Origin of the sequence: Parabacteroides sp. PM6-13 (genome assembly GCF_029892605.1) — a bacterium.
In the GTDB taxonomy this organism is placed as follows: domain Bacteria; phylum Bacteroidota; class Bacteroidia; order Bacteroidales; family Tannerellaceae; genus QVMG01.
The window spans coordinates 168,163-183,766 of record NZ_JARXWF010000002.1; the positions used below are offsets into that span (position 1 = coordinate 168,163).

The 15,604-nt window shown below is 49.0% G+C and carries 9 protein-coding genes; 6 read left to right on the forward strand and 3 right to left on the reverse strand.

Translation table 11 applies throughout. The features are described from left to right. Positions 1–18: 18 nt before the first annotated feature. Together recA and M2134_RS02820 are read right to left on the reverse strand one after the other, a co-directional pair. Entirely contained in the window at positions 19–1,044 is a 1,026-nt protein-coding gene (gene recA, locus M2134_RS02815; protein WP_280750240.1) for a recombinase RecA, read from the reverse strand. Positions 1,045–1,095: 51 nt separating this feature from the next. Beyond that, complete coding sequence (locus M2134_RS02820) at positions 1,096–2,292, reverse strand: saccharopine dehydrogenase family protein (RefSeq protein ID WP_280750239.1); 1,197 nt, start codon at positions 2,290–2,292, stop codon at positions 1,096–1,098. Positions 2,293–2,508: 216 nt separating this feature from the next. Here M2134_RS02820 and M2134_RS02825 point away from each other — a divergent pair, with 216 nt between their 5' ends. From M2134_RS02825 to M2134_RS02840, 4 genes are read left to right on the forward strand one after another with little or no spacing between them, the layout of a single operon-like run. Then, positions 2,509–3,648 carry an alpha/beta hydrolase-fold protein gene (locus M2134_RS02825; RefSeq protein ID WP_280750238.1) on the forward strand — a complete coding sequence of 380 codons (1,140 nt, stop codon included), beginning with the start codon at positions 2,509–2,511 and terminating at the stop codon, positions 3,646–3,648. A 43-nt stretch (positions 3,649–3,691) separates the two neighbouring features. After that, positions 3,692–4,852, forward strand: a complete 1,161-nt coding sequence (locus tag M2134_RS02830; RefSeq protein ID WP_280750237.1) for an alpha/beta hydrolase-fold protein — start codon at positions 3,692–3,694, stop codon at positions 4,850–4,852. A 29-nt stretch (positions 4,853–4,881) separates the two neighbouring features. Further along, complete coding sequence (locus tag M2134_RS02835) at positions 4,882–5,622, forward strand: acetylxylan esterase (protein ID WP_280750236.1); 741 nt, start codon at positions 4,882–4,884, stop codon at positions 5,620–5,622. An 11-nt stretch (positions 5,623–5,633) separates the two neighbouring features. Beyond that, positions 5,634–7,085 (forward strand): family 43 glycosylhydrolase, encoded by a 1,452-nt coding sequence (locus tag M2134_RS02840; protein ID WP_280750235.1) that lies wholly within the window; start codon positions 5,634–5,636, stop codon positions 7,083–7,085. 526 nt (positions 7,086–7,611) lie between these two features. Here the strand turns inward: M2134_RS02840 and M2134_RS02845 are convergent. Further along, the gene (locus M2134_RS02845; protein ID WP_280750234.1) at positions 7,612–8,676 is read right to left on the reverse strand and encodes a glycoside hydrolase family 43 protein; all 1,065 of its coding nucleotides are present in this window, start codon (positions 8,674–8,676) and stop codon (positions 7,612–7,614) included. Positions 8,677–8,889: 213 nt separating this feature from the next. Here M2134_RS02845 and M2134_RS02850 point away from each other — a divergent pair, with 213 nt between their 5' ends. Further along, positions 8,890–13,149, forward strand: a complete 4,260-nt coding sequence (locus M2134_RS02850) for a two-component regulator propeller domain-containing protein (protein ID WP_280750233.1) — start codon at positions 8,890–8,892, stop codon at positions 13,147–13,149. Positions 13,150–13,638: 489 nt separating this feature from the next. After that, positions 13,639–15,591: a glycoside hydrolase family 97 protein gene (locus M2134_RS02855; RefSeq protein WP_280750232.1), complete on the forward strand. Its 1,953-nt coding sequence runs from the start codon at positions 13,639–13,641 to the stop codon at positions 15,589–15,591. Positions 15,592–15,604: the final 13 nt, after the last annotated feature.

Consider the following 15,604-nt stretch of genomic DNA (forward strand, 5'->3'; position numbering starts at 1 on the left):
CTATTTAGACCGATTTAATTACTTCTTGAGAGACTCCCGGATCTGTTCCGCCAGTTCGTCAGCCAATTCGGGATTGTCGTTTACCAGTTGTTTCACTGCATCGCGACCCTGTCCCAATTTGCTGTCGTTATAGCTATACCAGGACCCGCTCTTCTTCACGATACCCAGGTCGGTCGCCATATCGATAATCTCGCCGGCGCGTGAAATCCCTTCACCAAACATGATATCGAATTCCGCTTTGCGGAAAGGAGGTGCCACTTTGTTTTTAACCACGCGCACACGGGTGAGATAGCCTTTCACCTCTTCCCCGTCTTTGATGGCTGTCGAGCGACGGATATCCAGGCGTACAGAGGCATAGAACTTCAAAGCATTCCCCCCGGTAGTCGTTTCCGGATTACCAAACATCACCCCGATCTTTTCGCGCAACTGGTTGATGAAGATACAGGTGGTATTGGTTTTGCCGATAGCAGCGGTCAATTTACGCAGCGCCTGCGACATCAAACGTGCCTGCAATCCCACTTTGTTCTCACCCATTTCGCCCTCTAATTCCGCTTTCGGGGTCAGCGCGGCTACGGAGTCTATCACCACAATGTCGACGGCAGAGGAGCGAATCAGTTGCTCCGCAATCTCCAATGCCTGCTCTCCGTTGTCGGGTTGTGAGATCCAAAGGTTGTCGATATCGACGCCCAGTTTCGCCGCATAGAAGCGATCGAAGGCATGCTCTGCATCGATAAAGGCGGCAATCCCTCCGGCGCGCTGTGCCTCGGCGATCGCATGGATGGCCAGGGTGGTCTTACCAGATGACTCCGGGCCATATATCTCAATGACACGTCCCCGCGGATAACCGCCAACGCCTAATGCCAGGTCTAACCCAAGGCTACCACTGGGTATCACCTCGACCTGCTCTACGGCATTGTCGCCCATTTTCATGATAGACCCTTTTCCATAGGTCTTTTCTATCTTATCCATCGCTGCGCGGAGCGCTTTCAATTTGTCTGCATTTCCGGTCGCTTCCGCCCCGGCTTTCATCTCTTCTTTCGCCATGCTGTTGTTTTTGTTTGAAAATAATTACTTTGTTAAGATTAAATGGTCTTTTTATAGTTCCAAGTCTACATTGAACAGTTCATGCCAGGGCAGTCCCTGTTCGTTGAGCTCTGCCATAAACGGATCCGGATCGAACTCCTCGGTGTTCCATACGCCCGGTTTCTTCCAGACGCCTTCGAGGAATAGTTTCGCACCGATCATCGCCGGTACACCGGTTGTATAGCTAACCGCCTGCGCGCCTGTCTCTTCGTAGGCAGCTTTATGGCTGGCATTGTTGTAGATATAATAGGTCAAAGGCTGCTTATCTTTCGAGATACCCCGGATGCGGCAACCGATCGAGGTCTCTCCTTCGTAGTTCTCTCCCAGCGATCCAGGGTCGGGCAGTACCGCTTTAAGGAACTGGATAGGCACTATCTCCACGCCGTTGTAAAGGATCGGTTTGATATTATCCATGCCGATATTCTGTATCACCCGCAGGTGAGTGAGGTATTCCTGTCCGAAGGTCATCCAGAAACGTGCCCGTTTGATAGTCGGGAAGCTTTTCACTAAGCTTTCCAATTCTTCGTGATACATCAGGTAGGATTCGCGTGGACCAACGTTGGGGTAATTCAAGGGCTGATGAACCGACAGCGGCTCTGTTTCATGCCATTCTCCATTCTCCCAATATTTTCCTTTCTGAGTGATCTCCCGGATATTGATCTCCGGATTGAAATTGGTCGCAAAGGCTTTGTGGTGATTGCCCGCGTTGCAGTCAACGATATCGAGATACTGGATTTCGTCGAAGTGATGCTTGGCGGCATGTGCCGTAAATATGCTGGTCACGCCCGGGTCGAACCCGCAGCCCAGTATGGCAGTCAGTCCCGCCTGTTCGAAGCGTTCTTTGTAAGCCCATTGCCAGCTATATTCATATTTCGCCTCATCCAATGGCTCGTAGTTGGCGGTGTCCAGATAGCTCACGCCATAAGCCAGACAGGCATCCATGATAGAGAGGTCCTGATAGGGCAATGCCAGGTTAACAACCAGATCCGGCTCGTATGATTTGAAAAGCGCAACCAGTTCCTCCACGTTATCGGCATCTACCTGCGCTGTTTTCACCTGCATGTTTTTAATGTCCGCAGCAATCTTATCGGCTTTACTCTTCGTGCGTGTGGCAATCATGATATCGGTAAACACATCCGCGTTCATTGCCATCTTTTTCACGGCAACCGTGCTTACGCCTCCCGCACCGATCACTAATACTTTTCCCATGTACTCAATAAATTAATCTTGTTGTTATTGTTTAGTAAGAGCCCGGCATATCAAACCTGCCCTTTAGTCTTGAAACCAAGGAACAAATATAATAGTATTCTTTGAATTATAGAACATTTATCCACCTATTCGCAAGAATTATCCGCTTGGAATCTGCGGGAAGGGGGTAACTTGCGCTTGTAAAAATCACTAATATTTCTACTAAAAAGAATGAACATGAGAGAAATTGTAACACGGACTATCTATAGTCTGTTTTGTGTGTGCCTTGTGAGTGTTGCTATAGCACAACGTCCCGTTTCACCGGAGGCTCAGCCTCTACCCGGTACCCCCTCCGCCTACAACGTGAGACCAACCGGATACCCACGCGTTTTACCCGACAACCGGGCTACCTTCCGGGTAAAAGCCCCTGAAGCCAAAAAGGTACAGATCGACCTGGGCAGGAAATATGATATGGAACGCCATGATAATGGGGAATGGACCTGTACGACCGATCCGTTAGGCCCCGGTTTCCATTATTATTTCCTGATTATCGACGGGGTATCGGTTGCCGATCCAGCCAGCCGTTCCTTCTATGGATGCAGTATGATGTCGAGCGGTATAGAGATCCCTTATGCGGAGGGAATCAACCATTTCTACCGCCAGGATGTGCCGACCGGCGAGGTGCGCATCAAACATTATTTCTCTCAGACAGCAAATGCCTGGAAGCGCATGTTTGTGTATACCCCTCCCGGCTACGACCAAACGAATCAGACCTACCCGGTGCTCTACCTGCAACATGGTGGTGGCGAAGATGAGAGTGGCTGGTCGCAACAGGGACGTACGGATATAATCCTGGACAACCTGATTGCGAAGGGCGAAGCCGTGCCGATGGTGATCGCTATGCTCGATGGCAATAGCCGCGATTTCAACGCAGAACTGTTCAACGAATGTATCCCGTTTGTAGAAAAGACCTACCGTGTTAAGAAAGACAAAGAGAGCCGAGCCCTGGCAGGTCTCTCCATGGGTGGTATCCAAACGCTGAATGCCAGCATCAGCCGCCCGGAGATGTTTTCATATGTAGGGGTATTTAGCTCCGGTTGGTGGGCCAATGCACCGCAGGGATTTGCTAATGACGACTCTACCGAACAGTATTATACGCTGTTGAAAAACAACAAAGAGGCCTATAACAAAGGTTTCAAACAGTTCTGGATCTCCATGGGCGGACAGGAAGATATTGCCTATAACAACTGCCAGGTGATGATGAAGCGTTTCGATGAGATAGGTATCAAGTACACTTATTATGAAACACCCGGAGGACACACCTGGCCTGTATGGCGCGAGAGTCTTTACCAGTTTGCTCCCCTGTTATTCAAATAAAAAAGTATCTATAAATAGTATTAATGAGTAAAAATTCTAAGTTATGAAAAATGTATTGAAAGTAGCATTTTGTTTCTTATTGGCTTTGCCGCTTATGGTGAATGCCCAGCAAAACCACGTGTATCCTCCTGGAACACAACCGAACATCCATAATATCAACGGTGCCGACTATCCTCGTATTGGTGAAGACGGGCGTACCTATTTCCGGGTGTATGCGCCGGATGCCAAGAAGGTTGAGATTAGCTTCCGTGGCGAGATGACCAGAGAGGCTGACGGCCATTGGACCTTAGTATCGAAAGAGCCGGAAGTGGTAGGCTTCCATTATTATCAGGTGATTATCGATGGCGTGAGCGCTGCCGATCCGAATGGTAAACCTTTCTTTGGCATGGGTAAATGGGTAAGTGGTATTGAGATACCTGAAAAAGGGGTCGATTACTACAAACCGAAAGCCGTTCCTCATGGTACCGTAAATGAAAGCTGGTATTTCTCAAAGACTCGTAACGAATGGCGCCACTGCTTCGTTTACACTCCTCCCTGCTACGCCAAAGACGCCAATAAGAAATACCCGGTATTATACCTGCAACATGGTATGGGTGAGAACGAAACCAGTTGGTCACAACAGGGTAATATGAACTTCATCATGGACAACCTGATTGCCGAAGGTAAAGCCGTTCCGATGGTCGTTGTGATGGATAATGGTAATATCGAAGTGTTCAAACCCGCTCCCGGTGAAGACCCTAACCAGGCTCGTCAGAAGTTTGGTGCTGATTTCCCCAACATCTTGTTGACAGAGATCATTCCGCATATCGAATCGAACTTCCGTGTATTGACCGATCGCGAAAACCGTGCTATGGCAGGTCTTTCTTGGGGTGGACTGCAGACCTTTAACATTACGTTGAACAATATCGATAAGTTCTCGCATATCGGTGGCTTCAGCGGTGCCGGATCTATCGACCTGAATCAATTAGACGCAGCCTACGGCGGTGTGTTCAAAGACAAGAAAGCCTTTAACGAGAAGGTACATGTATTCTTCTTAGGTATTGGTTCGGAAGAACATCCCGAAAGAACCCGCAAGCTCAGCGAAGGGTTGAAAGCAGCAGGCATCAACAATGTATATTACGAATCACCGGGCACAGCGCATGAGTTCCTGACTTGGCGTAGATGTCTGAATGAGTTTGCTCCTCTGTTGTTCAAAAAGAAATAATGTATAAACCACTAAAACATACTATAACGATGAAGATTATGCATCGAAAAATAGGCTTGGCGATATGTTTCGCCATATTATTCGGGGTCGCCGCTTTTGCACAGAACGCGGCACCGGGAGGATTCCCACCGCCGAGACAAAACTACGTAATTCAAACGCCCACTAACCTCTCCGATTATTTCACGGAAGCCACTAAAGGTTCTGTATCACCGGATGAGAAGGGCTTTATCCGCCGCTGGCTGATACTGGAACCGATCGACAAACCCAATCGCTCCAATACGGTCTTTACCGACAGTTATCTGCGTCAGGCATTCGATACGCTCTACTTCAAAAATCAGTTCACCGTCTTACCTAAAGATGGAGATAAGGTAAAAGTAGGTAAGCAGAAACTGGCCTGGCATGCCTTGGATAGTAAATTGTTCAACGTGAAACTCTATCGCTTTGCCGCCGGATTGAAGAAACAGGTGTATGGCCTGTTGTTCTGGACGGTGACAGTGATCGAATGCGAAGAAGATATTGAGAACGTTCGCTTTTCGGCAGGATCCAACTCAGCCTCTATGTGGTGGTTGAACGGTGAAGAGGTGCTACTGCTTTCAGGCGACCGCCGTATGGTGGTCGATGATGGACAATCGCACCGACTGACCCTGAAGAAGGGACGGAATATCTTGCGCGGAGCTATTATCAATGGTCCGGGTATGAGTGACTTCTGCGTTCGCTTTGTAGATGAGGACGGAAAGCCTGTTAAGAACTTTACAATCAGTTATCAATGAGTAGTATGACAATGAAAACAAAAACTATATTCTTATTGGGCGCAGCAGCCCTGATGTCGGCATTGACATTCGAAAAAGCATCTGCACAGATTGGAACTCCCTATATCCACGACCCCTCCAATATCATGGAGTGCGACGGTAAATACTATACGTTCGGAACAGGCGGCGGCGGATTGATTTCCGAAGACGGCTGGACATGGAACGGTGGAGCAGTACGTCCCGGTGGGGGCGCTGCGCCGGATGCTTTAAAGATCGGTGATCGTTACCTGATAGCTTACAGTGCCACCGGTGGTGGATTGGGTGGCGGACATGCCGGTAAGGTGCTTACCATGTGGAACAAAACATTAGATCCCAACTCGCCTGATTTCGCCTATACGGAAGCGATCGAGGTGGCCTCTTCGCTCGATGATGAAGACTGCGACGCAATCGATGCCGGGCTGTTGCTTGCCCCCGACGGTCGTCTGTGGTGTACCTATGGCACCTATTTCGGTTTTATCCGGGTGGTAGAACTCGATCCTAAGACAGGCAAACGGGTGGAAGGCAACGAAGCAGTAGATATCGCTATTGACTGTGAAGCTACCACATTGATGTATCGCGACGGATGGTATTATCTGTTGGGCACACATGGCACCTGCTGTGATGGTCCGAACTCGACCTATAATATCGTAGTAGGCCGCTCGCGCAATGTGACAGGCCCCTACTTGGACAATGTGGGCAGAAGCATGCTTGAAGGGGGTGGTAAGATGGTTATTGCCGCAGAAGATCGCAAGACAGGTCCCGGACACTTCGGGCGTTACATCGTAGAAGAGGGCGTTGAGAAGATGTCTTTCCATTACGAAGCCGACTTCGACCAGGGCGGTCGCAGCGTCTTGGCTATTCGTCCGCTTGTATGGAAAAACGGATGGCCCGTAGCCGGCGAAGCCTTTACGGATGGAACCTATGAGATTGAATCAGAGCGCAGAGGCTATGCCCTTGAACTGGCTGTCGACTTTGTACGCATGGAGAGTACTCGGCGGCGTTTCGGCGAGCCTAATGACACCCCGCTGCCTCCGGTGAAGTCGCAAACGCTGAGTGATGTGATCGGCACCTGGCCGGAAGGAGATATCGCTATGAGAATCGGTGACTATATGTTCCGTCCCCATCAGAAGTGGACCATTACCGCGGTACCGGAAGCAGGCGGATACCTGGGTGGCCCTTATTACAAGATCCTGATCGAAGGCACCAATCGTGCCTTAGCGGCTACAGCCGATGCGGAAGTGATAGCGGTGCCTGAATTTACGGGAGCCCCCGAGCAGTTATGGAGAATCGACCAGCTGACCGATGGCACCTACCGCATTATGCCCAAAGAGGTACCGGGCTGCGATAAAGAACTGGTACTTATCTCCGCAGGCGATAGCACCCCCTCACTCGGTAAGTTCGACATGAACAGCGATAACTCAAAATGGAACTTCCGTAAACCCTAAAAAGGAAGAAACATCATTTCGTTTTGCATAATATCCCCTCTCTGCATTCGGCAGAGAGGGGATTGTTTTATATATAGACCTTACTTTGTTAGTGGGTTAAGGCAGTGATTCTACAGGGTTTATATTCAAATAGAAGAAAAGGGGGAGGTTCCCAATTTCCAAAATTGGAAGGCTTTCATCTAAATCCCGCAGGGATTTCCTATTCGTAACCGCGGGTGTAGCGAAGCAAACCCGTGGTAGATAGACAAGATCTACTCTCCAAGCAACCCCGAAGTGGGTTGAACCCATTCCGGGTTCGTTAGTTATTATTAGCGGAATACCCCCGGTTGTTCGCTTCGCTCTCTAACCGAGGGTTACGAATAGGAAATCCCTGCGGGATTTAAATTATTTCAGTGCGCCTCGCCCACCTTCCCATTTTCCAATATTTGAATACACTTCTCCTTTCCCTTCATTTTCAACTTTCAACTTTCAACTTTCAACTTTCAATTTCCTCCATTCTTCCCAAAAACGTGAAGATTCCCCCTCCTTACGGATACCTCCCCATGATTCTCAATTCATCGCCGGAGAGGTCCATTTCGTATAGGGCGGGCTTGCGGGGACCGGGGTTCTCGATATCGAGGCTTTGTGTATGCAGTGACATCAACAATTTGCCATCAAACGTACGAAAGAGCATCGCATGACCGGAGTTTTCGGGCACCAAGGGGCGATCTGCCTGCACCCAGGGGCCGGCGAGCTTCCCGGATTCGGAATAGGCCACCCCCTGCGCATAGCGCTGATCGCTCCAGCTCGACCAAAGCATACCCAGACGCCCCGTTCCGGTACGGAAAAAGAAGGGACCATCAATCACATAACCATCCAACGACATCCCATAGGTCAGTTCACCTATCGAGCGCATCTCCCTCGGCCAGGGAGCATCCGATGCCTTGAACATCGTCACCGGCTCACCAACAGAAGCCGAGAGATCGGGGGATAGTTCAACATACTTCACCATGCCGTCGGTCACCTGCATCCAGTCGTGACAGAAAACCAGATAGGGCTTGCCCTCCTCGATATAGAGGGTACCGTCGAGGGTCGACCACTTCTCGGGCAAATAGGGTCTATTCGTGATCGGCCGATAGGGTCCTTCCGGGGTATCAGACACCAACAGGTGAGGCGAACGCCGTTGCACCTCATAGCGACCGGGCACCGTATCGACCAGCATCTGCATATTGGTAAAGGTGGCAATGCAATAATAGCGTCCCTTATATTTATGTATCTCAGGTGCCCATACCATAGGGCGAGAGCCCATCCACGATGTGGTATCGATCTCGATATAATTATAAGGTCCTTCCCATACAGCCAGGTCTTCGCTCTTCCATAAAGAGGCACCCGTTCCGGTCAGGTAATACATCCCACGCTCCTCATCGGCTAAGATAAAGGGATCGTTTAGGATGAGAGAATCAAAGGGAAGTGTGGTGATCGGCATCGATCGCCATGCGGTAAGTAGTTTATAGCCTTCATTGCCTTGTGTCTTGTTTGCCGGCTTGCAGGCTGTCAATAGGGCTATCAATAAAAGCACGAAACAAGTCCCTATTTGCTTCATATCTATCATGGGGCGTAATATTAGTGTTTTACTCTTTTCCTTATCCATCATTATGACAAACATACATAATAGGCTTCCCCTATAGGGTTACTATTATTCTTTTTTGGAGGATTATTTTTATTCTCATGCGGGTGAGAAAAAATTCTCATGCGGGTGAGAATTTTTTTCGTCCACCCTCAACGCACATTTTTTTCCACCAATAAATAAGAATTATCTCCTGTTATGTCGAGCAGTTTCCGTATGTTTGCAACGATGGAAAGGCTACGCTTCATAGTTATATACATACTACTTGTCTGTTGTTTCGGAAATAACAGTGCCCGGCTATGGGCACAAAATAATCCGAACAAATACAACTATAAATTCTTAACCATTCGTGACGGGTTGTGCGACAACTCCATTCAGGCGATCCACAAGGACAAGAACTCCTTTATGTGGTTTGGCACCTCCAACGGGCTCGACCGCTACGATGGATACGACCTGAAGCACTACTCCACCGCCTCGGCCTCCGCACGCCATTTCATCGGCAGCAACTACATCAACGATATCAAAGAAGACGAACATAATAACCTCTGGATAGCCTCGGAAGCGGGTGTGATGCGTATCCACTTACTGCGGGAGAATATCGACTATTTCAAAGACTATGCCGGAGAGAACAAAGAATTGCTCGCCACACCGGTGAAGAGCCTGCTCGTGGACGACCAGGGCAATCTATGGATCGGAAAAAACGACTGCCTCGCCTATGTGGTGTTAGACGACGAGGGGGAGATTGTGGATATCCGGATCGTAAAAGAAGAGGTGGATATACGTGCCATCGTCAAGCACGGTAATGATATATGGGCAGGCGGCATCGGTTGCCTGTTCCGCTTTGTCGCTTCGACGAAAGGAGAATATACAGCTATGCCCTCACCGGTAGATCTCGATAGCTCCCAATTGGCTATTACCTGCCTGTTGTCGTATGGCGACTATCTATGGGTCGGTACCCAGAGCGGTCTGTATTGCTGTAACACCCTGAATCCCTTTTATTCCCTCTACCGCCATGACCCGCGCGACGCCAACAGCATCTCGTCTGATTTCATCACCGATATCGACCGAAACGCGTCGGGCGATATCATCGTCGGAACACGCAACGGGGTGAATATCTACCTGCGCAACGATCGCTTTGCCACCTTTCAGAAAGAGACCCAGACGCGGTCGCTAAATGATAATGTGGTGAACCGTGTCTTTGTGGACGAAAACAACGATATCTGGGTAGGCACCGACATCGGCGGGGTGAACATTATGACACCTCAACGCATCTCCTTTGCACACGAATTACATGGCTATGAAAAGGGAGCGCCCCATATCATCAGCACGGTATTGGAAGATAAGGAGGGAAATATATTGGCAGGCATTGTCGACGGGGGACTGGCTATCAAACGGAAAGGCCGACAAGAGTTTCAGTTCTATACACACCAGACAGGAAATACCCAATCGCTGGCACACAACAACATCTCCAAAATCCTGCAGGACCACGCGGGAGACTATTGGATATCGACCATCGGAGGAGGCGTAGACCGCCTACCCAAAGAGAGGCTTGCGGCACCGGTGTTCGAGCATTACAACACCGCCAACTCGGGCTTACTGTCGAACGACATCTACGACATTGCACTCGATACGCTGCGCAACTCCCTCTGGATATGTAGCAGCAAGCATATCCATTCGTACGACTTCTCCACCGGCATGATCAATCGTCTGCAATACTACACCCGATCGAACGAGGCAATCAGCCACATGAATACGGTGTTTATCGACTCCCAATCGCGCCTGTGGATCGGGGGCAACGGCATCTATATTATTGACCTCAAGAACTCGAAAGAGGGCTATGAGTGTATCTACTACCAACATAAGCTGGATGATCCGAAGAGCGAAATCAACGAGCGAATAAACTGCATCGTCGAAACACAAAACAAAGACATCTACCTGGGAAGCCTTAGCAACGGCATCTACCTATTGGATAGAAACAGCCAATATGACGATTACAAATTCATTAACTTCAGCGTACGCTCCGGCCTCTCGGACGCCAGCATCTCGAATATCATCGACGACGAGAACGGAAACCTCTGGATCAGCACACTGAAAGGCATCTATTTCTTCGACAGCAACACCCACCGGGCCTTTAAGTTCGACGAAGGAGACGGACTACAGGTGCAACAGTTCTACAAGCGAGCCGGCTGCAAAACGACCAACCACCATATTGTGTTTGGCTCGGTCGATGGATTGGTCTCTTTCAGCCCCCTGTTCAACCTACCCAAGCAGAAGGATCGGGTCGTGACGATCACGGGCGTCTCCTGCGAGGGCGTGGAATTGACCCCCTATCTGCATAATAAGCAGCTCGCCGTATCGATCGCCAATGCCAAGGAGTTGCATCTCTATCCGCCACAAAACGCTTTCGAACTGACATTCAGCGCCCTCGACTATACGGAGCAGGAGAAGATATTCTATTTCCACCGCATACTCGAACTAAAAGAACCCGCCAATGCCGGGCTCAAGAAGCGACATGCCAAATACACCAACCTAAACCCCGGTAAATACACCCTGCAGGTATGGTGCACAAACTACGACAACACCTGGTCGGCCGAATACACCTACCTGACCATTGTCGTACATCCGCCTTTTTATAAAACCACCTGGTTCTATAGCCTGATGGGGCTACTCATCCTATCCATAGTTGTCTATCTATTTCTCTCCTACAGCCGACGACAGAAGAATATCCAACAGCTATTGAAAGAGAAGATCGACGAGCGTACCCAGGAGCTAAACACCACCATCTCGGAACTAACCGACTCACAGGCGATCATCATAGAACAAAACGAACAGCTCTTATTGCGCAACGAGGAGATCAACAAACAGAAGAACGAACTCATCGACCTCTCCCAGCAGATGGAGAAGATCAACCGAGAGAAGCTCTCCTATTTCACCAGCCTAACCCATGAGTTCAAGACACCGCTCACACTGATACAAGGCCCTACCGGACAGCTCATCAAACAGGCTACCAGTCAGGAGCAGAAAGAGAACCTACTGATTGTCAACCGTAACGCGCAATACCTATTGTCTTTGGTCAATCAACTCATCGACCTACGCAAGATCGACGCGAAGAACCTGACACTGAATATCACCCAGTTTGACTTCAGCCGCTTCCTACAGCATACCACGATAGACTTCTCCAGCCTGATGAAAGAACGGCATATTCAATTCGAGAAGATCTGCCGACTGAAGAGCGACCATATCTATTCTGACAAGGAAAACCTGCATAAGGTATTGTTTAATCTCCTGTCGAACGCCATTAAATATACGCCCGACCGGGGTAAGATCACCTTGCGGGCTTGCCAGTTCCCGGATCGGGCTACCGGAAAGCTATTACAATATATATCGGTCACCAACAGCGGCAGTGTGATTGCCCCGGAAGAGATCGACAAGATATTCCAACTCTTCTACCGGATATCGGATCAGAACAAATACACTACATTCGGACAAAGCAGCACAGGCATCGGCCTACATATCGTCAAAGAGATCGTGACCCTATTGGGCGGCACCATCAAAGTGAAGTCATCGGAAGGCATAGGCACCTCGTTCCGCCTCTATTTCCCGGTCGTGCTCTCGGAATCGGTCGCATCAGAAACAGACCAGGAACGCAAAGAGCCGATCTACGCCGCCGATGAGATAGAGCCGTTTATCGCCATCGACCGGGACAAACCCACCCTATTGCTCGTGGAAGACAATCCCGATATGCGCTATTACATCAAGCAAATGCTACGGGAGAAATACAACGTAGCCGAAGCGAACAATGGGGAGATCGCTTACCGAATGGCGCAGCAGATTCTTCCTGACTTTATCGTGTCAGACCTGATGATGCCGGTATGCGATGGTGTTGGCCTCTGTCGGATGATACGCGAGAACGAACAGCTCTGCCATATCCCCTTCCTGTTATTGACGGCCAACTCGAGCGAACAGGCACGCATCGAGAGCTATGAGACCGGGGTGGATGGCTACATCACCAAGCCTTTCGAGCACTCGGTATTGCTTGCCCATATCGACGCCATCCTGAAGAATCGTAATCTCCGCCAGAAGAAGTTCGTAGAAGAAGACCTCAACCTCTCCCTCTTGGAGGTAGGCTATTCCGATCAGCATTTCATGAATGAGGTCATGGATATTTTAGAAAAGAACTATGCCGACTCGGAATTTGGGGTGAAGGAATTGGCTGAAAAATTGAATATCAGCTATACGCTTATCTATAAAAAGTTTGTCTCGCTGACGGGTCTTCCCCCGGTTCGCTTTATCCTGCTCTACCGCCTGCAGCTTGCGAAAAAGATACTGGAGAACAATAAGAATAACAACATCATTGTGTCTGAGATTGCCTACCGTGTCGGATTCAATGATCCGAAGTATTTCTCCCGCTGCTTTGTGAAACAATACAAAGTAACGCCGAGTTCTATGATCCGTTAAAGGCCTATCGCCCTCCTCGCCTCCAAGAGGATAAATTTTATCAAAAAGGGGATTATTCTTGCAAAAAGGAAAAGTCCTCTCCAAAAAAGGAATAATGCCCCTCCCCTCTCCACGATGCGCCTATCTTTGTGGCATAGTAATTTCATGAACTATCAGATAAGAAATGGTGCAAATGGAGAATAAATTCTATGGATGTTTAGTTTAGATTAGATTTTAAGACCACTACATGAATGGAAAAGTAGCTCCGCCTGTGAAGGCGGAGCTTTTCTTTTGGAGACGACTACCGAAAAGGCTGTTTCTTGTTCCAAAAGGCCTGTCCTTGGCTAAAAAGAGGAAATATGTAACATACAACAAGACTTTTGTAACCTCAATTGATGGTTTATGAGCCATGATATCCTATTTTTGTAGAACCTTTTTAAGTATGGAACCACTGATTGCTTTCTATCGGTATGCCACTAATTGAATTTACTAACATATTATAGTATTATCATGAGAATTATTTTCCAAACACTCGCATTATCTCTATGCCTGTTTGTGTCCGCTATGGCACATGCACAAGAGGGAGTCGTTACCAGTCCCGACGGGGAACTGAGCGTTACAGTAGCCGTAAACAACGGAATACCTTATTACACCGTAACCCATAAAGGGCAGGTGTTTCTTGAACAGTCGCCCTTAGGGTTGATCACCAATGAAGGGGATTTCAGTAAAGAGCTAACCTATGTCGCCCAACAGGCAGAAACGGTAAACAAAACCTATCAACAGGATAAAATCAAAAGCTCCCAGAACCAATACGCAGCAAATAAGCTGACTTATACAGTTGAAGACGCCAAGAAACGGCAACTGCACATCGTATTTCAGGTGAGCAACAACAACATTGCCTTCCGTTACGAACTGCCTACCTGGAAAGAGCGGAGAGCTTGTGTGGTATTGAAAGAGGCCACCGGGTTCAAATTACCCGCTGAGACCACCACCTTTTTGTCGTCGATGATGACGCCGATGGGAGCCTTCGCACGCACTTCACCCAGCTATGAAAGCGGATACACCAATGACGAACCGGTCGGAAAGCCTACCTTTCAAAATCAAGGGTATGTATTTCCGGGACTGTTCCGCGTAGGCGATAAAGGATGGGTGCTTGTCTCCGAAACAGGCGTTAGTAGCCTCTATTGCGGATCGCACCTGAGTGATGGCACCCAGGAGGGATTATATACGGTTGAATTTCCGGATCAGCGACAGAATAATGGCTTTGGTAGCACAGGCGCACAACTGGGCCTGCCGGGCGCTACGCCCTGGCGTACACTGACCATTGGTGAGACCCTGGCTCCTATCGTTGAGACAACCATCCCGTATGATGTGGTCGAGCCGCTTTACCAAGCCTCACAAGAGTATGCCTACGGACGAGGTACCTGGAGCTGGATTGTTTGGCAAGACAACAGCATGAACTGGGACGATCAGGTGAAATATATCGACCTGGCGTCTGAAATGGGCTTCGAATATATTCTGATTGATGCGCTCTGGGACACGAATATCGGCCACGAACGCATGGAAGAGCTGATTAAATATGCCAATTCCAAAAAGGTTGATGTGTTCCTTTGGTATAACTCCAACGGATCGTTTAACGATGCTCCGCAGGGTCCCCGCAATCGCATGAGTACCTCCATAGCCCGCAAAGAGGAGATGAAATGGCTGAAGCGCGTAGGCGTAAAGGGATTAAAAGTCGACTTCTTCGGAGGGGACAAGCAGGAGACTATGCGTTTTTATGAAGATATTCTCTCTGATGCAAACGACTACGGATTGATGATCATCTTCCACGGTTGCACTCTGCCGCGCGGTTGGGAGCGTATGTATCCTAACTACGTAGGAAGCGAGGCCGTATTGGCTTCCGAGATGCTTATCTTCTCGCAGGATGTACGCGAGAAAGAAGCCTTCTATGCAACGCTTCATCCGTTTATCCGTAACGCCGTGGGTTGCATGGAGTTTGGTGGGGTATTTATGAATCGCTACCTCAACAAAGGCAACCAGCGCGGACAAGAACGACTGACGACCGACGCGTTTCAACTGGCAACGGGCGTATTGTTCCAGAATCCCGTACAGATGTTTGCGCTGACGCCTAACAACCTGACGGATGCTCCTCAGGCGGCCCTTGACTTTATGAAAGAGTTGCCGACGACCTGGGATGAGACATTGTTTATTGACGGTTACCCCGGCAAATACACGGTGATAGCCCGTCGCCACGGCGATGTATGGTATATCGCAGGTGTTAATGCCCTGGAAGAACCGCTTAAACTCACGATCAATCCGTCGATATTACAAGCGGGACAGACAGTGAAGATCTATCAGGACAACAAAGACAGAACACTTTCAGAGGCAACGGTGAAAGTAGATAAGAAGGGACGTATCACCGTGACTATGCAGCCCAAAGGAGGTTTTATCATCGTGAAATAACTTAATAATCACA

What these genes read in the sequence shown, in the direction of transcription:
- M2134_RS02820 (WP_280750239.1), bottom strand. Translation starts at nt 2,292, where the DNA reads ATGGGAAAAGTATTAGTGATCGGTGCGGGAGGCGTAAGCACGGTTGCC.
- M2134_RS02845 (WP_280750234.1), bottom strand. Translation starts at nt 8,676, where the DNA reads ATGATAGATATGAAGCAAATAGGGACTTGTTTCGTGCTTTTATTGATA.
- M2134_RS02855 (WP_280750232.1), top strand. Translation starts at nt 13,639, where the DNA reads ATGAGAATTATTTTCCAAACACTCGCATTATCTCTATGCCTGTTTGTG.
- M2134_RS02840 (WP_280750235.1), top strand. Translation starts at nt 5,634, where the DNA reads ATGAAAACAAAAACTATATTCTTATTGGGCGCAGCAGCCCTGATGTCG.
- M2134_RS02830 (WP_280750237.1), top strand. Translation starts at nt 3,692, where the DNA reads ATGAAAAATGTATTGAAAGTAGCATTTTGTTTCTTATTGGCTTTGCCG.
- recA (WP_280750240.1), bottom strand. Translation starts at nt 1,044, where the DNA reads ATGGCGAAAGAAGAGATGAAAGCCGGGGCGGAAGCGACCGGAAATGCA.
- M2134_RS02835 (WP_280750236.1), top strand. Translation starts at nt 4,882, where the DNA reads ATGAAGATTATGCATCGAAAAATAGGCTTGGCGATATGTTTCGCCATA.
- M2134_RS02850 (WP_280750233.1), top strand. Translation starts at nt 8,890, where the DNA reads ATGTCGAGCAGTTTCCGTATGTTTGCAACGATGGAAAGGCTACGCTTC.
- M2134_RS02825 (WP_280750238.1), top strand. Translation starts at nt 2,509, where the DNA reads ATGAGAGAAATTGTAACACGGACTATCTATAGTCTGTTTTGTGTGTGC.